This is a genomic window from Methanosarcina hadiensis (assembly GCF_046529725.1).
GTDB lineage: Archaea > Halobacteriota > Methanosarcinia > Methanosarcinales > Methanosarcinaceae > Methanosarcina > Methanosarcina hadiensis.
In genome coordinates this window covers 21,906-48,432 of record NZ_CP136241.1, presented here as the reverse complement: position 1 = coordinate 48,432, position 26,527 = coordinate 21,906, and the positions used below count along the sequence as shown (strand labels likewise).

Annotated in this window: 23 protein-coding genes and 1 other RNA gene; 10 read left to right on the top strand and 14 right to left on the bottom strand. The window is 43.0% G+C overall.

The annotated features are described in order from the left end of the window. Window positions 1–149 precede the first annotated feature (149 nt). Genes RSJ42_RS00220 through RSJ42_RS00200 form a run of 5 tightly spaced genes read left to right on the top strand, consistent with a single transcriptional unit; the run spans window position 150 to window position 5,499 of the window. Window positions 150–1,934 (top strand): ABC transporter substrate-binding protein, encoded by a 1,785-nt coding sequence (locus RSJ42_RS00220; RefSeq protein WP_410508747.1) that lies wholly within the window; start codon window positions 150–152, stop codon window positions 1,932–1,934. Between the two features lie 22 nt (window positions 1,935–1,956). Further along, on the top strand, window positions 1,957–2,904 hold the full coding sequence (locus RSJ42_RS00215; protein WP_410508746.1) for an ABC transporter permease: 948 nt from the start codon (window positions 1,957–1,959) through the stop codon (window positions 2,902–2,904). Continuing rightward, complete coding sequence (locus tag RSJ42_RS00210) at window positions 2,901–3,869, top strand: ABC transporter permease (RefSeq protein ID WP_410508745.1); 969 nt, start codon at window positions 2,901–2,903, stop codon at window positions 3,867–3,869. The genes RSJ42_RS00215 and RSJ42_RS00210 overlap by 4 nt, the downstream gene beginning before the upstream one ends. Beyond that, window positions 3,866–4,819 carry an ABC transporter ATP-binding protein gene (locus RSJ42_RS00205; protein ID WP_410508744.1) on the top strand — a complete coding sequence of 318 codons (954 nt, stop codon included), beginning with the start codon at window positions 3,866–3,868 and terminating at the stop codon, window positions 4,817–4,819. Before RSJ42_RS00210 ends, RSJ42_RS00205 begins: the two co-directional genes overlap by 4 nt. Then, window positions 4,801–5,499: an ABC transporter ATP-binding protein gene (locus RSJ42_RS00200; RefSeq protein ID WP_410508743.1), complete on the top strand. Its 699-nt coding sequence runs from the start codon at window positions 4,801–4,803 to the stop codon at window positions 5,497–5,499. Before RSJ42_RS00205 ends, RSJ42_RS00200 begins: the two co-directional genes overlap by 19 nt. 71 nt (window positions 5,500–5,570) lie before the next feature. Here RSJ42_RS00200 and RSJ42_RS00195 read toward each other — a convergent pair whose 3' ends face one another. The 4 genes from RSJ42_RS00195 to RSJ42_RS00180 all read right to left on the bottom strand — a co-directional run bounded on the left by RSJ42_RS00195 (window position 5,571) and on the right by RSJ42_RS00180 (window position 9,168). Continuing rightward, entirely contained in the window at window positions 5,571–6,290 is a 720-nt protein-coding gene (locus RSJ42_RS00195; protein WP_410508742.1) for a dihydromethanopterin reductase (acceptor), read from the bottom strand. Between the two features lie 70 nt (window positions 6,291–6,360). Continuing rightward, window positions 6,361–6,999, bottom strand: coding sequence for a DUF447 domain-containing protein (locus RSJ42_RS00190; protein ID WP_410508741.1), 639 nt, complete (start codon window positions 6,997–6,999; stop codon window positions 6,361–6,363). After that, entirely contained in the window at window positions 6,996–8,042 is a 1,047-nt protein-coding gene (locus tag RSJ42_RS00185) for a triphosphoribosyl-dephospho-CoA synthase (protein WP_410508740.1), read from the bottom strand. Before RSJ42_RS00185 ends, RSJ42_RS00190 begins: the two co-directional genes overlap by 4 nt. Continuing rightward, window positions 8,029–9,168, bottom strand: coding sequence for a methanogenesis marker 9 domain-containing protein (locus RSJ42_RS00180; protein WP_410508739.1), 1,140 nt, complete (start codon window positions 9,166–9,168; stop codon window positions 8,029–8,031). The genes RSJ42_RS00185 and RSJ42_RS00180 overlap by 14 nt, the downstream gene beginning before the upstream one ends. Window positions 9,169–9,574: 406 nt before the next feature. Between RSJ42_RS00180 and rnpB the strand changes: the two genes are divergently transcribed. Then, an RNA gene (rnpB, locus tag RSJ42_RS00175) (RNase P RNA component) lies at window positions 9,575–9,934 on the top strand. 97 nt (window positions 9,935–10,031) lie between these two features. Here rnpB and RSJ42_RS00170 read toward each other — a convergent pair. Continuing rightward, window positions 10,032–11,204, bottom strand: a complete 1,173-nt coding sequence (locus RSJ42_RS00170) for a geranylgeranyl reductase family protein (protein WP_410508738.1) — start codon at window positions 11,202–11,204, stop codon at window positions 10,032–10,034. Between the two features lie 17 nt (window positions 11,205–11,221). On the opposite strand from RSJ42_RS00170, the gene RSJ42_RS00165 reads away from it, so the two are divergent. Next, complete coding sequence (locus RSJ42_RS00165) at window positions 11,222–11,362, top strand: hypothetical protein (protein ID WP_410508737.1); 141 nt, start codon at window positions 11,222–11,224, stop codon at window positions 11,360–11,362. 357 nt (window positions 11,363–11,719) lie between these two features. On the opposite strand, the gene RSJ42_RS00160 is transcribed toward RSJ42_RS00165, so the two are convergent. The 9 genes from RSJ42_RS00160 to RSJ42_RS00120 form a co-directional block, all read right to left on the bottom strand. Continuing rightward, entirely contained in the window at window positions 11,720–12,844 is a 1,125-nt protein-coding gene (locus tag RSJ42_RS00160) for a geranylgeranyl reductase family protein (RefSeq protein WP_410508736.1), read from the bottom strand. A 204-nt stretch (window positions 12,845–13,048) separates the two neighbouring features. Beyond that, a complete protein-coding gene (locus tag RSJ42_RS00155) occupies window positions 13,049–13,675 on the bottom strand; it encodes a DUF116 domain-containing protein (RefSeq protein WP_410508735.1) in 627 nt (208 codons plus the stop codon). Beyond that, window positions 13,668–14,303, bottom strand: a complete 636-nt coding sequence (locus RSJ42_RS00150) for a DUF116 domain-containing protein (RefSeq protein ID WP_410508734.1) — start codon at window positions 14,301–14,303, stop codon at window positions 13,668–13,670. Before RSJ42_RS00150 ends, RSJ42_RS00155 begins: the two co-directional genes overlap by 8 nt. A 103-nt stretch (window positions 14,304–14,406) precedes the next feature. Next, window positions 14,407–15,636, bottom strand: a complete 1,230-nt coding sequence (hdrD, locus tag RSJ42_RS00145) for a dihydromethanophenazine:CoB--CoM heterodisulfide reductase subunit HdrD (RefSeq protein ID WP_410508733.1) — start codon at window positions 15,634–15,636, stop codon at window positions 14,407–14,409. Window position 15,637: 1 nt separating this feature from the next. Beyond that, window positions 15,638–16,417: a dihydromethanophenazine:CoB--CoM heterodisulfide reductase subunit HdrE gene (gene hdrE / locus RSJ42_RS00140; protein WP_410508732.1), complete on the bottom strand. Its 780-nt coding sequence runs from the start codon at window positions 16,415–16,417 to the stop codon at window positions 15,638–15,640. Between the two features lie 620 nt (window positions 16,418–17,037). Continuing rightward, the gene (locus RSJ42_RS00135; protein ID WP_410508731.1) at window positions 17,038–17,712 is read right to left on the bottom strand and encodes an NAD(P)/FAD-dependent oxidoreductase; all 675 of its coding nucleotides are present in this window, start codon (window positions 17,710–17,712) and stop codon (window positions 17,038–17,040) included. Between the two features lie 1,241 nt (window positions 17,713–18,953). After that, window positions 18,954–20,978 carry a hypothetical protein gene (locus RSJ42_RS00130; RefSeq protein WP_410508730.1) on the bottom strand — a complete coding sequence of 675 codons (2,025 nt, stop codon included), beginning with the start codon at window positions 20,976–20,978 and terminating at the stop codon, window positions 18,954–18,956. 2 nt (window positions 20,979–20,980) lie between these two features. After that, entirely contained in the window at window positions 20,981–21,460 is a 480-nt protein-coding gene (locus RSJ42_RS00125) for a hypothetical protein (protein WP_410508729.1), read from the bottom strand. After that, on the bottom strand, window positions 21,457–22,386 hold the full coding sequence (locus tag RSJ42_RS00120) for a hypothetical protein (protein WP_410508728.1): 930 nt from the start codon (window positions 22,384–22,386) through the stop codon (window positions 21,457–21,459). The genes RSJ42_RS00125 and RSJ42_RS00120 overlap by 4 nt, the downstream gene beginning before the upstream one ends. 871 nt (window positions 22,387–23,257) lie before the next feature. Between RSJ42_RS00120 and RSJ42_RS00115 the strand changes: the two genes are divergently transcribed. The 3 genes from RSJ42_RS00115 (at window position 23,258) to RSJ42_RS00105 (ending at window position 26,476) form a co-directional block, all read left to right on the top strand. Then, entirely contained in the window at window positions 23,258–23,455 is a 198-nt protein-coding gene (locus RSJ42_RS00115) for an ATP-binding protein (RefSeq protein WP_410508727.1), read from the top strand. A 30-nt stretch (window positions 23,456–23,485) separates the two neighbouring features. Continuing rightward, on the top strand, window positions 23,486–24,244 hold the full coding sequence (locus RSJ42_RS00110) for an RNA methyltransferase (protein WP_410508726.1): 759 nt from the start codon (window positions 23,486–23,488) through the stop codon (window positions 24,242–24,244). Window positions 24,245–24,370: 126 nt separating this feature from the next. After that, the gene (locus RSJ42_RS00105; RefSeq protein ID WP_410508725.1) at window positions 24,371–26,476 is read left to right on the top strand and encodes a minichromosome maintenance protein MCM; all 2,106 of its coding nucleotides are present in this window, start codon (window positions 24,371–24,373) and stop codon (window positions 26,474–26,476) included. Window positions 26,477–26,527: the final 51 nt, after the last annotated feature.

The window sequence follows — 26,527 nt, the reverse complement described above, 5'->3', positions numbered from 1 at the left end:
TTCATGAATTGATGTCTCCCATGTTCCTGTTGATCAGCAGAAAAACGGAGAAGAATGAGCAGGATAGAAATCATTTTCAAAGTAACCTGAACCTTTGGAACGATTTGTGTAATCCAGAAGAAAAATTTGAGATAGGAAGAGGCCGCAGGATGAAACAAAGAAAAAATTTCATTAAATCAGGACCAAATAGAGGGTTAAAGCAGTGGTTGATTTTTGCCGCATTCACGATTATTGTTTACTCAAGCGTATATCCGGCAGGAGCCGCAGAACCTGAGAATTCTGAGGAAAATCTTACGCCCTTGAACGGCGAAATTTTTGACAGAATTGTAACATATATAAAAAGCCTGCTGGGAGAAGACGAAAAAACGCAGGGCCCAGGAACTGTTTCCGAAGCAGCAGCCGCAGGTGTGCAGCAGTCGTCAGACACTGAAGGAGCAGTCCTGAAAATTGCAACTCCAAGCGTAATAAAATCCTCGTCCTTTTTAGGAGACTCAAATCTCGGGGTTTTTGCCCATCTTTCAAACCCTCCTCTCATGAAAATGGATTCTGAAGGGCATCTTGTAGGGCAGCTTGCAGAAAGCTACGAAGTCTCGGAAAATAACACCTGCTGGACCTTTTACCTTAGAGACGACTTCTACTGGAGCGACGGAGAACCTGTGACCCCGGAAGATATCGAGTTTTCAATCCGCTATTACGGGAAAGAGGTGCCCTCAGCCAGATGGATAAACGATACCCTGGAAAGTTCTGCAGTTTCGAACGCAAACAACTCAGTAACCTTCAAATTCAACAAGCCTTACACCCGTACTGACCTGGAGTTTGCGACCTACAATATCCTCCCTGCTCATATCTGGGAGACAATTGAAAATCCTGTTGAATACACAAATAACGGTCCTTATGTGGGCTGCGGGCCTTACTATCTCAAGCTGATAGACCTTAATGCCGGAAAACTTATTTTTGAGAAAAACCCTTACTGGAAAGGAAAAGCTCCGGAATCCGAAACCGTGGAGATCCATTTTTACTCAAGTGTTGATGTTGCCACCCTTGCCCTTAAAAACGGAGAGGTTGACACTTATTACAAATACGCTGGTTCGTACCCCTATTCCGGCATCGAGCAGCTTGAAGAAACGGGAAATTTCGATTTTATTGAAAAGACAGATATAGGGCTTATTTTTCTGGCTCTCAATTTGAAGAAAGCTCCTTTCTCAGACTCAGAATTCAGAGAAGCCCTGGCCTATTCAATAAATTACGAAGAGATCGTAAGTCTCGAGGCACTGGGGTACGGAGAAGTTCCGAACCGTGGTTTTGTGCCGTCTTCCATGGAAAATTTCAAGGAAACAGAAAAACTTGAATATAGCCCCGAGAAAGCCAGAGAAATCCTGAAAAAGGCAGGATACCTGGACAGTAACGGGAACGGAATCCTTGAAGGAAAAGACGGGAAAGACATAAAGCTTGAAATCCTTATCCGGCCGGAATATACCCGCACAGGAGAGCTTCTTGAAGAATATCTTGAACAGGTCGGTCTTGCATCTGACCTGAGGACTGCGGATGCAGATACCTGGATCACTCTCAAGGATAATTACGAATATGACCTGACAGTAACCCGCTCCACTCCCTGGGGTATGCTCATGCACGCAAGCTGGGGAAGCGGATATTTCGACTCCAGAAGGACAGGACAGGGAGTTATGCATAATCTGGATGATCCGGAGTTCCTGCAGCTCTGCGACAATATCCTCGCAACCACGGATCCCAAAGAACTTGAGGGATACGCATACGAGATTCAGGACTACTATGCAGAGAACCTGCCTGCAATTCCCCTCTACTGGAGCAGCATTGTTACCCCGTATAACAGGCAATTTGAGGGCTGGTACACTGACCCCCTTTACGGGATCTATAACCTGGACAACTTTGTAAATGTGAGTAAAATAGAGGCATAAAACAAAATAAAAAATAAGAGCGATGTCAGGGATAGCAAGAAAAGTAACCAGATATCTTGCCTCACTGGTACTCATAATCATCATCAATTTTACCCTTCCCAGGCTCATGCCCGGAGACCCGGTAAAAAACCTGATAGGGGAAGATGTTTATGTGTCAGAGAATGTGATGGAAGAGCTGAGAGCAAAAATCGGGCTTGACAGAACCCTTTACGAGCAGTTTACATCCTTCCTTTCGGATCTCCTGCACCTTGATCTGGGATATTCTTACCACCTTCACGCTCCTGTTGCAGAGATACTCCTGGACAGGCTGGGCTGGACCTTGCTGTTTGTGGGAGTATCGATAGCTATCGGAGCCTTCATCGGAAGCCTGCTCGGAGCCCTTGCAGGGTGGAAGCCGGAAAGAAGGATGAGCCGTTTTACAGGTCTCGCTTTTATTGTGCTCTCCTGCACCCCGCCTTACTTTCTTGCCCTCCTTTCCCTCTATTTCTTCTCATTCAGGCTTGGGATCTTTCCTTCCAAGGGATTTTATGATGCCCCGGAAATAGGAAGTGTTTTTCATCACCTGTTCTTGCCTGTCTGTGTAATGTCTGTGTTTTCAGCGTCCAGGAATTTTCTGGTAATGCGCGGAAGCGTAATCCAGGAAAAGGAACAGCTTTACGCGCTCTATGCCAGGGCAAAGGGCCTGAAAGATACCGGCATACTTTTCAGGCACATAATAAAGAATGCCTCACTCCCTATAATCACCCTTCTTGCCCTGGACTTCGGGTTTCTCTTCAGCGGGGCACTGTTTATAGAAATCATATTCTCCTTAAACGGCATGGGGACCCTTATCTACGGCGCAATAATGGGGAAGGACTATCCCCTGCTCCAGGGGGCTTTTCTGGTAATCGCCCTCACAGCCCTGATTGCAAACATGCTTGCTGATATTCTCTATGCTTTAATCGACCCCAGGGTAAGGAGACCTGCATGAACCCGGAAGCCTCCCATATTGAAAGTTCCTGCATTACAGAAGCCTGCACTGAGGAGTATTCTGGAAAAAAGCGCGAAACCTCCAACCTTAACTTTAAGTTTCCCAGAGAGCCTTTATTCAGGATTTCCAGAAAGCTGGAAGACCTTCCGGGACAACTGAATACGGGAGGAATTCTCCTTTTTGTTTTTTTCCTGTTCATGGCATTATTTCCCTCCTTTCTTGCTCCCTATGCTCCAAACGAGCGATTCGCACCTTATGAAGAGCCTTCCTGGGATCACTTCCTCGGGACAAACGACATAGGGAATGATATATTCTCCGAACTTGTGTATGGATCAAGGATCTCAATGACAGTAGGCTTTGCGGCGGCTCTGGTTTCAACCCTGATAGGAACTATACTGGGGCTCTGTGCAGGCTATTTCAGGGGAGCCCTTGACGAACTGCTTATGGGCTTTACAGATGTTGTCCTTATTATCCCGAAAATTCCTCTTATCATAGTGCTGGGAGCATACCTGCAGCCGAGCATCTGGATCCTGATCCCTGTACTTGGTCTCCTGTCCTGGGAATCTACCGCCAGGGTTACCCGTTCAAAGGCCCTCCAGCTCAGAGAGACAGGCTATGTTAGAAGTGCTCGATGCATGGGCTTTTCTTCCTGGCACATAATGAGCACGGATATTTTTCCCAACCTCTACCACGTCCTGCTGCCCAAGTTCATGCTGGCAACAGCTTCGGCAATGATTTCGGAAGCCTCTCTTTCTTTCCTCGGGCTCAGCGATGTAAGCATGAAAAGCTGGGGGACAATGCTTTCTTTTGCTTTTTTCAGGGGCGGTTTTATCCGGGACATGTGGTGGTGGTATATGCCTCCGGGAATATGCATCACTCTCTGCGTAATCTCTATTGCACTGATAGGGTTCGGACTGGAAACACAAGGAGAGAAACATGCAGGAGAAGGGGCGGATGCAATGTGAATGCCAGTACTGTTAACACACTGCTTGAAGTAAAGGATCTCAATGTATTTTTTAAGGGAATAAAAACTATAACCGCTCTTTCAGGAATTTCTTTTTCGATTGGTGAGAGCGAAACCCTGGCTCTTGTTGGAGAGACAGGATGCGGGAAATCTGTGGCTGCGCACGCAGTTATACGTCTTTTGCCTTCTGAGTCCAGGGTAAAAGGGATTGTAAAATTCAGGGGAAAAAACCTGCTTGAACTGGGCGAAAAAGAGATGACAGAGGTAAGGGGAAAAGAAATAGGGATTATTTTTCAGAATCCATCTCTTGCCCTTAATCCCGTGTATTCCATAGGGCACCAGCTTGCAGAACCTCTACGTGTGCGCAGAAAGGAAAAGAAGGAAAAAGCGCTTTCTATGGCAGCAGGAGCCCTGAAAAATATGGGTTTTGCAAATGCCGCCGAATATGTTCGCTATTACCCTTCATGGTGCTCAGGGGGGATGAATCAGCGTTTTTTGATTGCAGCATCAACTATGCTTGACCCTGCTCTCCTTATAGCAGATGAGCCCGGCAAAGGACTTGACGGAAAATGCGTGTCCGAACTTGAAACTGAGCTTAAGAAATTGAAAGTTGAAAAGAAGATTGCTCTACTCCTTATAAGCCATGACCTGGGTTTCGTAAAGAGACTTGCAGACAGGGTCGCAGTAATGTATGCCGGAGAAATTGTTGAAATTGCAGACTCCTCAAGAATTTTTGAGAATCCCCTTCACCCGTACTCAAAAGGGCTCCTTAACAGCTTGCCTGAGAAGGGCTTTATTCCCATACCCGGCTTATCCCCTTCCCTTAGCAACCCTTCTTCAGGCTGCAGGTTCCATCCGCGCTGCTCCCTGAGAAAAAGACACTGTATTGAGAATCATCCCGACCTCACAGAAATTAATGGGAGAGATGTGAGGTGTTTTCTATATCCCTGAGAGCGGACAGGCTTTCAAAAACTTACGGGACTGGCCTGCGAAGTACGGGAAAATGCATTTTCCGTGAGGTCTCGTTTGAAATCAGGCCAGGCAAGACTTTCGGACTTATGGGACCATCCGGAGAAGGGAAGAGCACTTTAGGGAGAGTAATTGCCGGGCTTGAAAAAGCCACAACAGGCTCCGTATATTACAAAGGCATCCCGTTTACCGGGATGAAAAAAAATGAAAACATAGCCTTCCGCCGTAAAGTCCAGATAATGTTTCAGGATCCCACGGATGCTTTCAACCCGAGGAAAAAGATAGGGCACGCGATTTCTGAGGTTCTCGCACTCCTCGGGACTCCCGAAGCCAAACATTCTTCAGAGACAGAAGAGCTGCTTATAACTGCAGGTCTCCCTGAAGAAGTGCTTTCCCGTTACCCCTTCCAGCTCTCAGGCGGCCAGCTCCAGCGCCTTGCCCTCAGCAGAATTCTCCTGCTCAACCCTGAATACATTGTCCTTGACGAACCTACTTCGGCTCTTGATGTTTCAGTGCAGGCACAGATCCTTCACATGCTTAAAAAAGTGCAGAGTGAACGAAATACAGGCTATCTCCTTATTTCCCATGATGAAGCTGTTATCCGTTTTATGTCCGACAGCTATGGAGTACTTGAAAACGGGCAGCTGAAGATAATCGAGTAGCAGCTTTCGGCCCCAAGTTCCGTCTCGGGAAAAAGGTAAAAGGTAAAAGGAAACGAACTGAAAGCCTTAGTTTAAAAAAGCTCCAGAATAGCTTCAGGGCTTTCAAGTACTGTGATACCCTGCAGACCCTTTACAATCTCTACATTTTTCATGTCCACGTCCCTGACAAGGACTTCGACGGGTCCTCCTTTGATGGCATTATAAGTGCACAGCTCTTTGCAGATCCCGCAGCCTTTGCATTTAAGGAGGTCAATCTGGTCTGTGACTCCGTTTTTTTCAGTGATTGCACCATGGGGGCAGTTTTCCCTCGGGGAGCAGGTCTCACAGTGCCTGCACTGCTTCCTGTCAATGTTGTAAGGCATTTCCGATACAATAGAACCTTCAATGTCCACGGGCACAATATAAACCGGAACCCTTCCTTTAACAGCCTGGGCAACGGCATTGGTTACTAGAGAATCGGCAATCCCGTAGGCAATTTTCGAGACAGTATTTGAAGTTGCAGGAGTAACGAAAAGGGCATCATACCTTTCAAGAGCAAAGCGCCCGACTTTGGGAGAACTTGAACCCTGCTCGCTTTCCCGGAAGATCTCTTCAAGGTAGTCCCCTCCCGAGATTTTCACGAGCTTTTGCTCAAGCCCGTACATCCTGAGCACTTCTTCGGCTGCCCTGGAAAGATATGTATTTACTGAAAGTTCGGGGTTCCTGCGTTTAAGTTCTTTAAAGACCTGATAACTGCGGTCCAGGAAATGGCCTGCTCCTGTAATACCCCATGCAATTCTCTGAAAACTCATGGAAAGAAATCATACCAGAGGAATATAATATAATTTTCTAAAAAAGAATACTCTGGATGTAAAAAAAAGTTTAAATCCCGAGCACTTCATAAAGCAGTTTCATAGCTTTCTTTTCGCGATCTCCACCGCATTTGGAAGCAAGGGATTCATAATGCCTGATCAATTCAAGGTATTTTTCTTCTCCTGTGAGCTGGTAACGGGTAGCATGAACAGTAGCCTCAAGCACTGCATTGAACCCTCTGTTGGGTACGGGGAGCTCTTTTCTATTAAGCTCATTAAAACCCGCCTCTACGGGAACGAGATCAGCGATAAGAGCCTGGTCCGTATTTTTGATATTAATGCATTCGAAAACGACCCATGCAACGGCTTCCTTAAGTACCGGAAACCTGAGCCCGCCTGCATCAACGTATTCAAACTCGGAAGATTCAAGGTCGAAGAATGTTGAACGTACAAAAAGAAGAGGGTCATAAACCACATTTGAGGCGAAATACTTCTCTTTAGAAACATTTTCCCAGGTATGGGTGCCTTTGAAAAGGCGGATAAAAGGCTTCTGGCCTTTCATAACTATGCCTATAGGAGCAGCGTTAGGGCGCTCAAATCCTGTGCTTGCGATAGTTTCGGAGATTCCTTCCCTGATTCCAAAGGCAGGAAGATCGATAGTATGATATTGTTTTTCAAGCTCCCTGAACTTGGAAGAAAAACCGGTCAAAATCTCAAGCCTCCAAGAAGGGCAATAAAAATCCCTGCAATGATAATGTCTGCTGTGGAGCCCGGGTTAATCCTTCTTTCCAGAAGCTCAGAGTCAAATTCCTGTACTCTGGGAAGGATGGTAGCAAAATCTTTTGCGGTTTTCCCTGAAGTTTCCCATTCCGAAAGAATTTCGCCTGCCCTGGAAGAAACATAGTCTGCGGTTCCGATGTCAAACTTTGTCTGGATAAAAGTATCCCTGTGCCTGGAAAGCAGTTTCAGAAAAGTATACACTACAGCCTCATTGATTCCGGTGCCGGAACATATGGAAACCAAACCTCCGGCCAATGCTTCTGCTCTGCAGTTTCGCACCTGCATGAACTCAAGAATGCTTCTTGCTCCCTCAAGGCAGCGCCCGAAACCTGTAGTCCATTCGTTTGCTATCAGGTCATAATCCCTGGCAATTTCCATAAGGAAGTAAAGAGTAACGTTCTGCGTCCTGAGATCGGAAGTTGATTCAGGGTCTTTCAGGTCAAATTCCTCAACACTGTTTACCCTGACTCCTGCATGCCCGAAAGCCCTGTAGAACTCAACAGCGTCCTCACAATCCGTTGCCCGGACAAAGGAATGGGCACGGGAAGCCAGTTTATCAAATTCTCCGGCACCAAGCTTGAAATTTGCTTTTCCAGAGTGATATTCTTCTTTTGAAATTTCACCAGCTGCCATTGCAAGAGGGATCAGGAGTAAAAACGCCCCGAAATGGGTGTTACCTCCCTGCTGCCATGCAGAGCTCTCATAAACTGCACTCCTGAGGAGCGCTCCAATCCGTCCTGTGCTTCTTGCAGCAAGCTCAAGGGTAGGGTAGACAGCAACCGAAGAAGCAACAAAATGCTCAAAACATGTGTCAGGATAATTATGTTCCCTATCAACGTTCCCGGGTTTGGGAGAAGCTGAAACCTCAAGCAGCATGGCAAGCTGTGCACAGCGCGCAATCAAACTCGGGGAGTGTGGTTCTGCACCCCGGTCAGAGATATGGCAGGATAAAACAGTCTTATCTGGATTCATTTACAGGAATCCTGGCACGGTCAAGGATATGTTTTGACAGTTTCTCTTTAAGCTTCATGTATTCTGCATCAGAGAGGTCGATCGTATTGAGCACGCCATCCCTGATCCAGCAGGGCTTTGTAATCTTACAGCACCAGACAAGGCTGCCGAAACATGTGTCCTCTCCGAACTCAAGCATTGTACCCCTGGCAAACTCCATTTTTGTCCTGGCGAATTCTTCTGCGGTATATCCCAGCTTTTTGAATTTCTCGTGTACAGGGCAGGGTTTTACCGGAAGGCAGCAGAAAGCCAGAGCTCTGAAGTCCCCTTCACTGCAAACATGCTTGGGAGCATTATACCAGCCTATTGATTTCTGATATGAAGTAACACTTTCTACGAGTTCCTTTATCAGGTTGGGGTTTTCCATTGCTCCCCTTGCAACAGAGACCATGTCAGCTCCCCTGGAGAACATGTCCTTTGCAGAGGCAAAGTCAGTAACCGAGTTGTTACCTATGATAAAGAGCCTTGTTGCATCCCTGTAAAGTGAAATCGCGTCAAGGTCTGCTCCACGGCCTTCGAGCATGGCATCCACATGGATAATGTCAGCTCCGGCCTTATCTATAAGCCTGGCAAGTTTGACATCGTCAACTACATTTGCCCTTACTTTTACAGAAAGCACGGCTCCGGTCTCTTTTATTGCTTTTATCCATTCGGAGAGTCTTGGAAGGTCGCGCAAAAGGGCTTCTCCTATACCGGCTTCAAGCATCTCAGGCTGCTTGCAGTGAGCATTTAATTCAAGAATTGCCCCTTCTTCCTTTACGATTTTTGCAGCTTCAATCAGGGGTTCAAGGGTGGTACTTCTAACGTTTACCGAAACCGCACTTCCTGAGTTTACCGCCTGAATTTCCCTTTTTATAAGCTCCATAGGTTCATCGGAAATGAACTCTTTCCTGCCCCGGGCTGCGAGCTTTGATGCAACTTCTATGGATCCTTTATCAAGGTTGAAGGCTCCAAGGACTACGAGCCCGGCATCACCTGCATACTGATTAGCAAAGGCACTATCAACGATTCCTGCCATTGGAGCCAGTGCGATAGGGTTTCTAAAACTCACGTAACCAGTATGCAAATCAAATAGACAATCACTCATGTTTTACCTCTTAAAAATAAGCGTGGAAACTGAATACAAAAATGATAGTTATAGTTAGATATTAAACTAACGAATCTTTATAGGCTTACAGGTATCTTTTTTAAGGATTTTCGAAACGGAAGTTAATCACATATTTACATTACAACACATATATATTAATATTTTGGAAAAATATACCACACGAAGGAGTTATACAGGGCGCGGTAAGGACACGTATTTTCAATTCAGACTTTAAAAAATTAGATTAGCCTCGAAATCTGGTCAGGAGTTTATAAAGAGATTCCAATCAGGAGTTTATAAAGAGATTCCAATCAGGACTCTTTTCAGCCAATACCCTGGCAGAAATATCCTCCCATAAATATATATAGGTTCAAAAAATAGATAGAGCCAGAAATCAGCAACGTGCGAGAGAGGCAGGACGGCTGCCGGACCTTCAGGTCTGAGGAAAGTCTCCCCACCGCTCCGGATACACGAACATCTGTAAAGGATGTCGGGCGAGAGCCCGGGCCCTGGCACAGAAACGGAACCATCCCCTGCAAATGCGATGATGCCATAAGCTGAGGTCGCAGGGAGAGTGGATGAAACGGCGAATCCTCGTGGGTGCAAGTTGGAATCGGGAAATAAAGAGCAATCCGGAATCTTCCCGATTGGTTTTGGTAACGCTTAGCCGAATGCCGTCACTGCAAGAGTCCCCAGGGACCATTTCCTGCACCGATGGGCGCAAGAAAGCTTTGCAGGAACAGAAGGGAGCTTATTCGCCTCACTCGCGCTCAACCATTCTTTTTTCAATCGATTGTATCAGTTAGCTTTTATTCAACCTATTTTTCGGATTAGCCTTTTCACTCGCATAACTTAGATCATAGTTACTGGTTTTTCTCTGTAAAAGATTTTATTTTATATGCAGGTCCGGCCAAACCAAAATTAAGCAGCAGCCATCGGACATAATCTTTATGGTTTCTCTTTATTATGACTTCATCCAGGTACTTATCCAGAATTTCCTCTTTGCTGAGAGCAAGTCTGAAAGAGGTTTCAGGAAAACGGTGCATGATCTTGTGGAGCTTCAGAGAGCTGACAAGGAAATTTCCAAATTCCTGCCTGCACATGGTTTCGTAATCTTTAAGGTCACTCAATTTCCGGTCATAAAGCACAAGTTCGGCTACTTTTTCCGCTGCGAGCTGCCCTGACCGGATAGCATACGAAATGCCTTCCCCTGTGAAAGCGTCCACAAAACCCGCAGCATCCCCACTCAGAAGGACCCTTGAACTTACGGTTTTTCTTTTTATCCCTCCTGAAGGAATAATGTGGGAATGGATCTGAAACTCTCCTGTAAAGCCATTTGCCTTCAAGAAATCCTGCATCACAGTCCCGGGATGCTTAAAATGTTCAGCCGTTCCCACAACTCCTGCGGAGTAATAGCCTGCATGAGGGAAAATCCACCCATACCCTCCCGGAGCGACCCCATAATGAATATCCATCAGATCTGGAAACCGGTCCCTTATTACCTCATCCTTTTCTGGGATTTCCGAAACTAAGGCAAGATTGTATTCTGTCTTCCTCCGGGCTCTGCGAGGCCTGACGTTATGTTTGAGCACGCCTTCTGAGCCTTCTGCAATAAGGACAAACTTTGTAAGGTAAGTGTTCAGGGAAGTCCTGACCTCAACATATCCTTCTCTTTCCTCACATTCCAGTACCTTCTCTCCCAGACTGATGTCGATTCCTGTCTCTCTGGCTTTGTCAAGCAAAAAATAATCAAAAGCTTTTCTGGAAACGAGCAGAGCTAATCTGTGATCCTTTTGCCTCTCAGTATGAAGCTCCCTGAAATGAGCTCTAACCTTTGAAATGTCCCTTTCGATTAAGTATTCAGGAAGTTTGAAGTCCAGACACGAGAGAGCATAAGTGGATAAAACTCCCCCACAGGGCTTATACCTTGGGAAACGCTCTTTTTCGAGCAGTAGGGTTGAAATTCCCGCTTTTCCGGCTGCTCTTCCAGCAGAAGCTCCCGAAGGCCCTCCACCCACTATAATGAGATCATACATACCCAGAACACCTGCTTATGGATGAGAGGCATGCCGTTAGCAGACAGCCCCAAAAGAATGGTTTTCCCCAAACTAGATTGATGTGGGAAAATAAAAAGGTAGAGGTAAAAAAGAAAGCAGGAGAAATTTATTTAGAAGCATGGAACATAAACGTTTGAACGCCTTAAATAATACGGTTCTTTAAGAATTGTATTATTTAAGAATCTTATTATACTGTATTATTCTGGCTCCAAGCTTCAATTGTCTTTCCCTTTTTTCGAAATAAACACTAAACCAGGGGCAGTAAGGCTCATATATTCAAAAGGGGGAAAGCCGAGACAAAAAAAGGTTACATCAGACGGGGATATCCTTGGCTTACTGTGATTCAATTTACGCGGCTGTATGTTGTTTGTTTTCTTACCTGACCGGGCCGGCCCAGCCCAGCGCGCGGCGCAGGGAGAAACATAAAGAGACCCGGCCTGGGCTGAACCGGTCAGATCAATAACTCACCGGAAAACAATTTGAGTCTGTTCAGGTCACCTGAGTTTGAAATTCAGGAGAGCCCAGCGAAGATAATCCTTATAATCAATAGTGAAATCCATGACTTCAAGGTATTTATTGATCATTTTGTCGTTTGAGGTGAAAGTCTTGAATGTTTTTTCAGGGAAGCGGTGCATTATTCTGGAAAACAGAAGAGAATATTTAAGGTGAGTTCCGAACTCAGCCTGGCAGAGAGACTCGTATTTATTCAGGTCTTTTATTTTTCCACCATTGAGGCAGATTCCTGCAACTGTTTCTGCAGCAAACTGCCCGGAACTGATGGCATAAGCCAGCCCTTCACCCGAGAAAGAGTCAACGAAACCGGCAGCATCCCCGCTCAGAAGGACCCTTGAACCTGTAACTTTTCGCTTAATTCCACCCCAGGGGATTTTATGCCCGTGAAGTTTATACTCGCCTGTGAAACCGATTGCACTCATGAATTCAAGCATTGTCCTTTTTGGATTGGGAAGGTCTTTTACAGTTCCACCGATCCCTACAGAGTAATAGGTCTTATGGGGAAAAATCCAGCCGTACCCTCCTCCGGCGACGCCGAAGTGGAGTTCAACCGCCCTTCCTAACCTTTCTTCGATCTCTTTTCCATCAGCCGGGATTTCAGTGACCACACATATCCCATACTCCTCTCTGGTATCCACAGGTCTCACGCAGGTCTTGACGAGACCCTGGGCTCCCTCAGCAACGATTGCAAATTTTGCCCTGTATATTCCCCTGTTAGTTTCAATTTCGACATACTCAGGCATCTCCCTGCAGCAAAGGGCCTTTTCCCCTGTATGGACTTCAATTCCGGTTTCCTTTGCCTTTTCAAGCAGAAGATTGTCAAACATGTCCCGGGAGACAAGTGCAGACAATGCGTAGTCTTTATGCGCCTCTACCAGCTGGTTTTTAAAAAAGACTTTCGCCCCTGTGATTTCCCATTCAACAACATCCCCGGGAAGTTCGAAATCAAGGTAAGAAATTGCATGTTTTGAAAGCCCTCCTCCGCAGGGTTTGTACCTGGGAAATTCTTCTTTTTCAATCAGCAGTGTATTGAGGCCGAGTTTTCCTGCCCTTCTTCCTGCCGAAGCTCCTGAAGGCCCACCGCCTACAATGATAACGTCATACATGAAAGTAACATCCTCTAAAGTACTCTGAAATTATCTGATTTTCAGGTCAATTCGATAAGGATCTAAATTAAAGTACTGATATTAATTCAAAATTGCGATTCGTTTGAAAAAAGAAAAGAGAAATAGGAAAGATGTAGTAAAAATGAGGAAGATTAAAGAAAAGAGATTTTTGCATTTTAAAGAAAAGAGATTTATTACAGTTTTTCAAACTGAATATTTAAACTCCTCAAATACGCTAAGCACATTCTGGTAATTCACTTCCGTCCCAAAACATCCGTCCCGTTCCATTGGGATACCGTATGTAATCACTCTCTTGTCTTTAAGGGCGCGCATGACTTTATTGATCTCATAGTCGCAGGCAATAAGAAGAACCCCATCTGCAGCTTCCATTTTCAGGATATTTTTTACGAATGAAGAGCCTGTTACAATGAAAACTTTATACCCGTATTTTTCGGCATCTTTTTTTAACCGGGTGAAAACACATTTTCCGCAGGATTTGCACTGGATTCCTGTCTGTGTAGAGAAAGCAGGACAGTCAAGACTGCGCATGCAGTGTGGGGCAAGGATAACCCTTTTCTTAGTCTTAGAAAAAGCAGAGGCATGAGCTCTGTTTTTCAAGGATGCCATCCATTTGTCCAGGACGCGGGTATCTGAAAATTTGAGGAAAATATGCCTTAAAGGCAAATAAAAGAAGTCAAGTACGTCTGCATAAAAGCCTGCCAGAAAAACACTGCGTGTAAGGCTCCTTCGGCTGACCAGGAGAGCCACGCCCGAAAGAGTAAAGGAGACCACGACAGAGATTAAAAGGGCCTGCCCTATAAGATTATACATTGCACATCTCCATTTTTTGAATTATTTCTTCAACATTTGCCTCGGTATTGAAGCAGCCGTCTTTAAGTAGAAGAACCCCCTGGACGGGGACAAAAGAGACAGCCTGCATGTTTTCTGAAAGCTCATTATAACAGGCAACGCCCAGACAGGCTTCAGGCCTGTATTCTTTAAAGATCTTTTTAACAAAGCTACCCCCCGGAACTACAAAGACCTTAAAATTGCACCTTTCAGCTGCGTCACAGAGTTTTGCGATATCACAGAGTCCGCAACGCTTGCACTCGTAACCATGGACAGGATCGCATCTTGCCTTACAATCTGGATGACGCAGACACTGCGGCAGGAGCAGGATTTTCTTGCCCCTGACACGCAGGAAATCATCATACATAACAGCGTTTCTAACATCAATAAGGATATCGTCCACAAGGGTATCCCTTATCCGGAAAACTCTGCAGATCCATTTTGAAGGAGAATAGAACAGGTAAAGTGTGAATAATACGAATCCCGGGAAAATGATTTTGTGCCTTTTAAAAGAATAAGCTCCGATAAGAAGGGCAAGTATAGTACCTGCAAGAGCGAGAAGTATAAAATATATGAACACTTTACCGAGAAATTCGTAAGGAATATGCATGTTCAGGGGAAGGCAGTATCGATATTTAAGTTTTTCTGAAAAATAAAAATAGCAAAAATAGGGAATGAAGAAAAGGCTGAAATCCAGCCTTTACTTTTTTAGATTATTTAGTCTCAAGGCCCAGAGCTTCTGCAACCAGCTCGATGACGTCCTCGACAACCATGTCGACTTTGAGTGAGTCACGCCCGTCCATCAGGTTTCTCTTACAGAATGGGCAGCAGCTGGAAAGGATATCTGCATCGGTTGCAACGGCATCCTTAACCCTGGATTCTGCAACTCCCAGAGCGAGATCAGGGATACCTGCCTTTACACCACCGCCAGCTCCACAGCAGCGCTGGAATTCTTTTACCCTGTCCATTTCTACGAACTTGACGCCGGGAATGTGGGACAGCACATATCTGGGGGCATCAAAGACACCTACGTGACGGCCAAGGTGACAGGGGTCATGGTAAGTAACCGTCTTGTTAATGGGCTTCACCCATTTAATTTTGTCTTCCTTTATCATACCTGCAAGGTACTCTGCAACGTGGACAACCTCAAAAGGCAGTTCTTCTCCGAGAAGTCTTGGCCAGTCCACTTTTGCGGCACGGAAACAGCCTGCACATGCAAAGAGAACTTTTTTGGCACCTTTTTTCTTGATTGCTTCGACGTTATGCTTTGCAAGTTCACGGGGCACATTATTGATATGTGCCTGACCTGTCCTGATAAGGGCTGAGCCACAGCACCATTCTTCTTCCCCAAGCATGGCAAACTTAACACCGAGCTTGTTGAGAACACGTGAGGTCGCATAGGCCAAAGCGAGCTGATTGTACCCTGCAGTACAGCCGGTGAAATAGACAATGTCTGCTTTGTTTTCAATTTTCACGTCTGGCGGAACCCAGGCAAGCCTGTCTTTCTGGTCCTTCATGTAAGGGTTATGGTACTGCCCGATAAGCTTTGGGAACATATTCTGCTTTCCATAAGGACCTATACCTTTCTTCACAAGGTTTGCCCTCATGGCTTCCCAGAGTTCAACAGTGTTGATGCCTGATTCACAGACGGTTGCACAGATACCACAGGTGGTACAGCCGTGTACGTCATCTTTGAACTCTTCAAGCTCGGACTGTGGGATTTCAGTCGGGCCGAAGAGCTTTGCTTTAATCCCGTAGGATTTGTTCATGAACTGCCTCCAGCGCAGGATTTTGTCCCTGGGTGCTAACCCGGGCCTCTGGCCGGAAGCTGCATAAGTTGGACACCACTTTACACATTCACCGCAACGGGTGCAGGAGTCAAGCTCCATGAGCTGGACTGCTGTAAGGTTTTTGGTGTCTATTGATGGATTTTTTTTTGCCATTTTATTCTCCTCCCTTGTTTGCAAGGATTGCAAGCGGGGTGGCGATTACGTGTATATACTTGCTGTATGGAACATATGCTATACAGAAGAGCAGGGAAATTATTGAGTGGAAGAGAGCTGCAGGTGGTGCTGTTGAGGGGTCAAGCCCGAAGCCCCAGATGAATCCGGTCCTGATACCATCAGCAATAAAACCGGAAATTGTAATGATGAAAACACCTGCAAGCAGGACCCAGTCATACATAATGGAAGCTTCCCTGACTTCAGAAACAAAGAGTCTTCTTACAATTGCAATGATGACTCCGATAAGCAGGACATAACCGAAGATGTAGTTCGGAAGAGAGAGCAGGTCTCTAAATTCGGCGGGGGTAAATGGGAGTTCAATTCCGACCATGTGGGTTATTTCAACTGCAAACATCAGTCCTGACAGAGCAAACAGGGTCATCCAGCCTCCGAAAATACAAATGTGCATGAACCAGCGGATGAAGCTTCTTTTCAGGATTCTTCTCTGGAAAAGGATATCAAGAATGAGAACCTCTAAAATGGGCTTTCCATGATGATGAGACTCTGCAGTGACCTGTGCCCACCAGGTTTTTAAGAACCTGATTGCGCTTCCTTTCTTTCCTGCTTGAGGTTCAAGGGCGTAACCTGTCACTCCTGCCCCCCATTTCTGGAGGTTACCAATCATACCGTATAAGAAAATCACAATAGCTATTGTGCTGAATATCATTATCTGGACAAACGTAAGCCGAAGTGTTTCCGAGAGCCCAGAGAAGTATGCCATCTCACTGCTAATACTTTATTCCTCCTATATATGGGTAAAAACTGAGAACTGATACTGCTTTAGAATTATCATTGATGCTACAAATATCAATAATAGTAAAGACAGGGCGAGAACCGTAGCGACTGTCTGTATAAGGTTTGAATAGTCTGTTAGTCTTTGTATCTATTATATTTAAACGTTATCTTTAAAACGTAATACATCGAAAAGCTCGCAAGAGCCGCGAAAACAGGATAGCATTAAAGCCATTTGAAAGGAAAATAAAAAGAAAACTCGAAAAATAATGATAAAATTATAATATTGAAATTATAAATCCGTTTACTGAAACTCTTCCCGACTGTAAATGAAAAAATCCGACTGCCCGGAATTCAAAAAAATGCAGGAAAAAAAAGGTCGCGCTCAGAAAGCCTGAGTAATAATATGGAAAAAGCTGGAGAAAAAAGAATTCAGATAAAACTTTTGCATACCGCTTGAGAACAGATTTCTTTCTTAAAATAGAACTACCCAGCTTTCACCTGATATTACTTGAAAGATAGACCTGATCAGGACAGCTATTTAAGATCAGATCACATGACCGATTCAATCACTGTCCAGTAATATAATAGGGTTGATAATAGGGCTGCTTACAGCCCTATTCCTTCTTTGAATTTCTCAATTCCAATCTCTTCTATCATTGAGCCAATCCTTTTAGGCTTTCCATATCCTTTATAGAAGTTAATTATCCTCTCAACAAGATCCAGAACCTGTTCTTCGGAAAGGTCTGTTGCTACAACTTCCCCGAGCCTTGGGCGAGGACCTGCGTTCCCCCCCACGCTTACGTTAAAACCTTTTGCAGTGCCCACAATCCCCACATCTTTTATGATAGTTTCGGAACAGGAATTCTGGCATCCTGAAACACCCATCTTAAATTTGGAAGGAAGCTGCATACCATGGTACTTTTCATCAAGTTTAAGGCCAAGCCCGACAGAGTCCTGCTTCCCCCTCTTGCAAAATGTAGTTCCGGGGCAGATCTTGACGCTCCTGACACAGAGCCCGATAGCTGCACCTGGTTTCATGCCGAGTTCACCCCAGGCGGAATCCAAATCTTCCTCCTTAAGCCCTACAACTGCAATCCTCTGGGCTGAAGTAACTTTGAGAGCTGCAGCCCCATATTTCTCTGCAATGTCTGCCAGCTTTCTCAGTGTTTCGGGATAAACGATCCCTCCGGGAATGTGCGGAGCAATAGCATAAGTTTCCCCATCTCTCTGTAAAATTGCAGCCTTCTCAGGAAGGTCCCCCTTAACATATTCTTTTGTCATGCTTTTACACTCTCCATGTTAATAGTTCAAGTTTGTTTAAGGATCTAATTATCGGCTAGCCTGAACCCGATATCCAGGCACAAGCAAAAACTGAGTTGATGAACAGGCTGAGTTTCCCGAACAAACATTGACCCGCGAATAAACGGATATGGAAACCTGTTTTAGCCCCAGTAAATTAGACCCCTTACATAACCGAAGAACCTCAACAATCCGGCACCCTTCCGGACTGGAGGAATTGAAGTTCTGGACCCGTAAAAGAGGGCACCAGATCACAGATTATATTGCTCTAAACAATATAAATTGTTCTATCTCATAACTTAATATAATTTTTAGCTCTTATCAGTTTAAAATTACGTAAGAAAGTGAATTGGATTTTTACCTAGACTGATTCCCTGTAGAGAGTAAGAATTTACAATAATCCAAGTTAGAGTTGCTATGCATAAAATAGAAACACTCATATCAAGTCACCTTTTTTCCATATAATTTTAGAGTGAGAGCGTATGGCGCGACTCAAAATAATTCAGAAGAATAATTTATTAAATCATACCATACGATGCCTCAGGGGTTGATTTTTGGAAAAAGAGCTAAATTTGAGGCAGCTAAAAAATTGATTAAAAAAGAGATTTTAAGATAAGTGGTAGATAGTTTGAAAATGAACGAATTATAAGCCCCTGTGTCGAGTATGTGATGAAAATGAGTATGTTTTTAAATAAGAGAGCAATGAGGTTCTAAAACGAAAATAAGAATTGTAGCGGGGAATGAATGGCGTGAGTCGGAAGTTTTCTGAGAATAGTGTGAAAACTGATTATTTTTAGTTATTGCAACTGTGCTATAGTTCAAAATTTTCTATGTAAAAGTAATTTAAGCGTATTCAATATATATTTGAATAACTTTTATTGTTAATCAAGGGTTACTAAGGAGAAATTTGAAAAAAGGTTCATAAATAGAAAGCTTTGAATATAGACAAACTTTTACAGAGAGTTTATCGTAATAGGAAGCAACTTAGTGCAAGTTCGAATTCTACAACTTGCACTTTAGGGAATGTACAACGCATAAAAATACTACACTACTTAGTGAGATTTATGCACAACAGATTATTTTCAAAATTTGACCTGACCGAAAAAACTCTTTGTTTTATATCTTATATAAAAAAAGTGGAGTTTTTTATACACTAGAATTCCCATAGTATTTTTTATTGTAAATAATGCTGTAATTAATATTTTTTAATTCATTGGGTTTAATTATCTAGCGAGTTTTTTAATCATTTTCCCTTCAAAATTGCGGTAAGTATGTTCAATATTCTGTAATGCCCTTTCTATAAGTTCTCTATTTTCACTGGTCGCAAAAATCACTTGTTGATTGTGCTCTTTTGATTTAGATACTCGTTTAAGCAATTCATAATAACTAATTTCAGAAGCATCTTGCTGTCTAGGTTCATCGAAAATTAATAAACCCGGATGATTAGTTTCAAATTCACGTGAAAGTTCAAGTAAGCTATTTAAATATGCCCATATTGTTCTAATGTGATCGCTAGCAGACACATCAAAAGTTAAATTAAATCCTTCTAAAGTAGGCTTGTAAGTATCAGGAGATATTTCGATGTCCTTTCTGAAACTACTAAATCCATATGCTTCAAGCTGCTCATTGAATAAATTCTCTAATCTCTTAATCTTATTAAGATCTGATTTTGATAAAGTATCTTTTGGAAGAAGTTTTTTTCGTTCTAATATGAATTTCCAATAAGATGCAAGATTATAGAATTTATCAGTGCATAATTCGAATTGCTCTAAAACACTGCTTTCAAGGCGTATTCTCTGATCTAATAAGATTCTTTCACGTAAGAAAGAAATCGAAGGACTTCTTTCGCTTGAAGTTAAAGTTTGCTTTAGCGCACGTATATTCGAACGAATATCATTTACTTCATCTTTTAAAGAAAGTAACTGCTTTTCTTTTATATTAACAACCTTGGAGGTATTTTCTTTCATTTTAGTAAATATTTCCTTTTGACTCTCAATGAATTTAATATTCTCATCAATAGACATGGGTTTTTCCAATGAGTCCTCTGTAAGTATGTAGTCTACAATTTTCTGGTGACATACTGGGCAGGCATCGGTTGTGGGCACCAAATCTTCTTCAGATCCGTATTTTCGAATCTTTTGAATGTCTTTGTTTCGGCGTAGATCTTCTTCGAGTGCACTCAAGCGAATCGTTATAGATTGGAGTTGAGACTTTTCTACATTTATTTCCTCGAAAAGTGCCCTTAATGAAACTTCTTTTTCTTCCAACAAATTTCGAGCTTTTTCAAGTTCGTCTATCAAACATGGTGCAGCCTGCTGTACTGTAGGTATTTCTTCTTCATTTAATTGTGACAAATGTATTTTATCTTCTTTAATTGCTCTATTAATCGGAAGTGGCTTTTCATCTCTGTACACCTCAATAGAGGGTAATACAACTGGGGGCCAATCTGTGACAGGATTAACAGGGAGCGAGTGTATAATTCCATTTATAGGCGCAACCAAACTTTCACAGTTTGAAACTTGTGATTTCCATTCGTTTTTTAAATTAGTCTCTTCTTCCATTAATTTCTGTTTTTTAATGGATGTTTCATAAGCTTCTAGCCCAGCAAGAAACTCAATTGATCGCTTTTCAACTTCCTTGATACGATAAATTGTAGGCATATTTGATTGTATACCACTCCAACCTCTTTTTTGTTCCACAATTAATAAAGGAAAAATACATTCCATATATAGAGGAACTTCTTTTCCATCGTATGTTCTTACCATAGGAAGGTCCCATCCTAAAAAGGATGCGAGGTATGTATGAAATCCTTTATTATTTGTTGCTGCCCCCGGATCTCTAACATAAAAATCCTGTTTTTGGTATTTCTCCATTGGATTTGAAAGAGCAGGGCCTTTCCACACAGAAACTAAACGTGTATCTAGTTCACCTTTTACAGCTCTTTTAATAGTCAAAGTTTCATCTTTTTCATTACTGATTTCCAAGAAAACGTCGGATTCAAGTACATATATTTCTTCTCCATTATCTTCAAAAAACGAAGTCATTACAGGTGGAAGAGGAACTTCTTTTTTAGGAGACAACATTTTTTCTAATCCAAGAGCATAAATTATTGATTGGATGCAGGTCGATTTACCAGAGGTATTATCTGCCCTTATTACTACAAGACCATCTTCAAATGGAATCTCTACTCCATAGGGACCTTTGTTTGTTACTATATGAAGTAAGAGTCGATTAAGGCGCAGATTCATTATCAATTCTCCCAATTAAGCAAAACACTAATGTCTTTTTCCTTTACATGTGGCTTTATATTTATTAGAAATTCTCGTTCTTTTTCAAAGCAATCAGAAAGATTATTTATTTTCTTTGCTGTTTCAGCTCCTTTAGCAGTTAGTTTTATCCCGCTCGGAGTGCCATATTCCATTTCTACTAATTTATAACCCTTTGCGAGATCAATTGCTCGAATTATTCCGGGTTCAAAACGGATAACTATACCATATGATTGAGTTTTATTGAGCAAATAATCAAGTAAGACTTCACGATTATCAGCTGATCTGATTGCCCAGTTAATCACGTTTAGTTTTCTGAGACTAACTTTGTGACCTCTGCTGTAGTAAAGTATTAATAACAATACTGATACTCTCCAATCCGGTCTAAGATCAGGTGGAATTGGTCTAGGTCTACGGGTAAAACTGAAGGGAACATCGATTTGGGGGATTTCTGTTCCGTTCATATATAAGCCTCACATTCTGGGAAATCTAATGGACAACGTAATAACCAATCAGCCATAGCCTCGTAGACGAGTCTGTTAATCGTATTGTTTTCTAGTCCTTTGAGGCTTTCAGACAATTCTTCCGTGTATTCACTCATAGTTTTATTAAATATATCTGCAGGTTTGCAGCTTGAAATCATAGATGTTGTTTCGAGGAATAACTCTCTATCATTTTTTGTTCTCTCAGCCCTATAGTAAAATTCAGGATATTTAGAATTCAATTTATCTAGAAGATTTTGTCCATCGATGTAGTAATTGATGAATTTTGTTTTTAGTTTCTCTTTATTCTCCAAGCTGCTCCAAGGAGATAATAATTCAATCTTTCTTTCTAAATTTTCAACTAATTCATTGTTATCATCGATAAAATCGTAACATTCATCTTGAGTGATATTATCGGGATCAATGCGCAGTTTTTCTAAACCAACACCAAGAATCTGTTCACGCTCTACTGCAAAATAATCCTCTACTTCAATGTTTATGAAAAAACTATCAGCAACGTGGGGCAAATTTGATTCACGTATTTTTTTAGCTTTATGCTCAGCATGTTTCAATAACTCTTTCGATTCCCAGTATGGTACAACTAAAATCCAATGAGATATTTTCGTTGGGCCTAAAATTTCTAGCAATCCATCTTCATTATCTATGAATTTTTTGATGTCCCTCGTTATTTTATCCCTTTGCCTTTCACGCAACTCTTTTGCACTTAATGGATTCTCAGCAGCATAACATTGATAAGCGCATCCATCACGTGAAAAACCTTCTAAGCCGTAGTCTCCTCTATCTTCATCTGGGATTTCCACAAATTCAGGTCCATATTTTCGTTTCAAAAGGAGGAGGATATATTTTTGCCATTCTTCTCCCCCATCACGCCATACTTCACCCGGCATAAAACACTACCTTTTTCTGATAATGATGCTCCATATTTTGTATGTTTTTTCTGTATAATCCGTTACTTTACCATATAAAATTCGGTAGGAGGTATTAATTATTTTTCATTTTACTCAAAAAAATTATATCGAAATTTTGACTTGAAACTAATGCTTCCCACTAATTCATCCTTTTCAGAACATGACTGCTAAGAGTAAACGATTTATCTGATTTTGCATTCTGCTTCAGATAATGCAAATTTGTCGATGCTAGTGACGTTCTTGACTGTTCTGATTGATTCTCTCTTACTTTGTGCAAAAAGCCCTTGAGAAGTCGAGGACCGGATTGAATCGAATCTATTTCTTGATAAGTTGATCAACAAATCTAAAGTAAGCTTTTAAAAACCGACCTAAAATATTTTGATAAGTAATTATCTTTTCCTGTATCATTTTTTCAACAGCAATCTTCCTACTTATCATGTTGCTATTTTAGCTATTTTTGTATTCATTTCCGCTATTCTTCGGCTTGTTTTGAGTGAAAAAAGCAACTTTTTTATAGAACGATTCTATGCAAAATTGGTAGAAATCTAAGAAAACTCAATCCTGAGCTTCTAGAGGACTACAGGCAAATAATGAGGCAGATAAAAGCTATTTTCAGGTCGTTTAACGCGCAGTTAACTTTCATAGTTATCTTCTTTTTTCCGAGTCAGAGATCACAAATTCATAATTTCAAGAAAGATAATTAATATCTCTAATCCTTCAGTTAATCGTTTACCTTGACCTTCCCAGATTAGTTTTAAAGCGTAGTCTAATATATAATGTAAAGGAATAAGACCTCTCCATACCATGTAAATAGACCAGAATAATACAAAACGGATGGAAAATAACCGGCATGAAAATCTATATTGATGAGGAAAAATGTACAGGCTGCGGAAAATGTAAGCCTGCATGCCCTAAAGGTCCCAGGGTTTATTCCATAGAAGAAAAAAACGGTAAAAAGGTCTGTGTTGTAAAGGACCCTTCTTACTGTCTGGGGTGCAGGATGTGCACGACTGTCTGCATGGCAGATGCGATTACCCTTGTAAACTGATTTTAAAAAATGTGTTCAGGATTGAGAAATTTGTCACTTAATGTTCGAGTAGTGCTTGTAGAACCCATGTATCAGGGAAATGTCGGGTCTGTTGCAAGAGCCATGAAAAACTTCGGGTATTCTGACCTTGTTCTGGTAAACCCATGCGAACTTGAAGGGCAGGCAAGGGCAATGTCTTCCCACGCAAGGGACGTGCTCGAAGGGGCAAGGATTACTTCAACCATCGAAGAAGCCGTAGAAGGTGCAGACCTGCTAATAGGGACTACAGGAGTCTCAAGCCTGAAAACGGGAGAACATATCCGCCTCCCTCTTTATACTGTGAAGGAAGTAAAAGAAAAACTTAAAGGGTGCAGCGGAACTATTGCAGTCCTTTTCGGGCGCGAGGACAACGGCTTCAGTAACGATGAGCTTAAAGGCTTTGATATGCTTGTCACGGTCCCTACTTCGGAAATATATCCGATTATGAACCTCTCACACGCAGTTGCGATTGTGCTTTACGAATTTTCGGGGCTTGAAGGCGGAAGCAACCCTCTTGCTGAAGGCTTTGATTTGCAGCTTCTTTATGAGCACCTTGATGAGCTGCTTGAGGAAATAGATTATCCGGCTCACAAGAAAGATAAAACTTCCCTGATGCTGAGGAGAATATTCGGAAGGGCAGGGCTGACTCCAAGGGAAGTCCAGACGCTGAGGGGAATAATAAGGAAAAGCGAGAGGAAAATGAGGCTTGCGTCGGAGGCTGAAAACCTGCAAAAAATAGAAGATCCGGGAAGCATAGAAAAGTTCATATGATAATAAGCTGTCTTATCAGAACCTATTATATCTTATACGTTTTTTTACTTTTTTAAAATCGTTTTCATGTAAGAACAACCTGATCGAAGATAGAAATTTTCATAAAAGCCAATTTTTGAGAATGTTATGACTGAAACAGAAAGCAAATGGGACGAGAAATTAAAGAGATTCTTTAAAGATTATTACTGGAACGAAATCCTCCAGCTGGCAAACGAATACCCTGACCATCGGAGCCTTGGAGTGGATTTCTCAGACATAGAAAAGTTTGACAGGGAACTTTCCAGGGAATTTCTAGAGCACCCCGGAGAACTAGTATCTGCAGCCGAAGCAGCACTTAAGGAAATCGACCTTCCTGTAGAAAAGAGCCTTGAGCAGGCTCATGTAAGGGTCATAAAAATCCCGAACAGGGTTCCTATCAGGGAACTGAGAAGCAAACACCTTTCACGCTTTGTTGCAATCGAAGGCATGATAAGGAAAGCAACAGAGGTCAGGCCAAGAATTACGAAAGCCGCCTTCCAGTGCCTCAGGTGCGGGCACCTGACCATTGTGGAGCAGAACAGCTTCAAGTTCGAAGAGCCCTTTGCAGGCTGTGAGGATGAGACCTGCGGAAAAAAAGGGCCTTTCAAGGTCTCAATCGAAGATTCAACTTTTATTGATGCCCAGAAACTCCAGATCCAGGAGTCACCGGAAAATCTTAAAGGAGGGTCGCAGCCCCAGAGCCTTGAAGTGGACGCTGAAGACGACCTCACAGGAAACGTTACCCCGGGTGACCGCGTTATAATCAACGGAGTCCTGAAATCAAGGCAGCGTACTCTCAAGGACGGAAAATCCACTTTCTATGACCTTATACTGGAAGCAAATTCTATCGAACGCCTGGACAAAGATTACGATGAGCTTGAAATAACTGCGGAAGACGAGGAACAGATCCTTGAGCTTTCGCGTGACCCGGCAATTTATGAAAAAATCATAGGGTCCATTGCACCTTCCATTTACGGATACGAAGACATCAAAGAAGCCCTTGCGCTCCAGCTTTTTTCAGGGGTTGTAAAAAACCTGCCTGACGGCTCGAGGACAAGAGGCGATATCCATATGATGCTCGTTGGCGATCCCGGAATTGCAAAAAGTCAGCTGCTCCGTTACGTGGTCAAACTATCTCCAAGAGGGGTCTTTGCCTCAGGGCGGAGTGCATCTGCAAGCGGTTTGACTGCTGCTGCCGTAAAAGATGATATGAACGACGGCAGGTGGACAATAGAAGGCGGAGCTCTTGTCATGGCTGATATGGGGGTTGCTGCGGTTGACGAAATGGACAAAATGAGGACAGAGGACAAGAGTGCCCTGCACGAGGCAATGGAACAGCAGACCATAAGCATAGCCAAAGCAGGAATTATCGCAACCCTGAAGTCCAGATGTGCCCTCCTGGGCGCTGCAAACCCGAAATACGGACGGTTTGACCGGTACGAGGGGCTTGCAGAACAAATAAATATGCCTCCTGCCCTGCTTTCCCGTTTTGATCTGATCTTTGTTTTGCTCGACACCCCAAACCATTCCCTGGACAGCAGGATAGCAAACCATATCCTCCAGTCTCATTACGCAGGAGAACTCTCCGAACAGCGGCAGAAACTTCCCGGATCTACCATCACGGAAGATTTTGTTGAGGCAGAGCTGGAAGTAATCCAGCCTGTTATAGAAGCAGAAATTATGCGGAAGTATGTCGCATACTCACGAAAAAATGTTTATCCTGTAATGGAAGAAGACGCAAGGCACCACCTTATCAACTTTTATACGGACCTGAGAAAAAGTGGGGAAGGTAAAAATACGCCAGTGCCCGTGACAGCAAGGCAGCTTGAAGCGCTGGTCCGTCTTTCCGAAGCCAGTGCACGGGTCCGTTTGAGTAATATAGTAACCCTTGAGGACGCAAAACGCACTATCAGAATAGTAATGAACTGCCTTAAGAACGTAGGTGTTGATCCCGAAACAGGAGCCCTTGATGCAGATATACTTGCTTCGGGCACAAGTATGAGCCAGAGGAATAAAATAAAACTCCTTAAAGATATAATAAAGAAGGTCTGTGAAAGACACCCTGGCGCCAAAGCTCCCCTCGAAGAGGTCTATGCAGAAGCTGAAAACGAGCACGGCATAGACAGAGGGCATGCAGAGGAGTATATAAAGAAAATGAAGCAGAGAGGCGACATTCTTTCACCGGACCAGAACCACATCAGGCTCATCAATTAAGTAAAATCAACTAAGTAAAAAACAGGATTTTTAAACCTGGAAAAGTTGCTG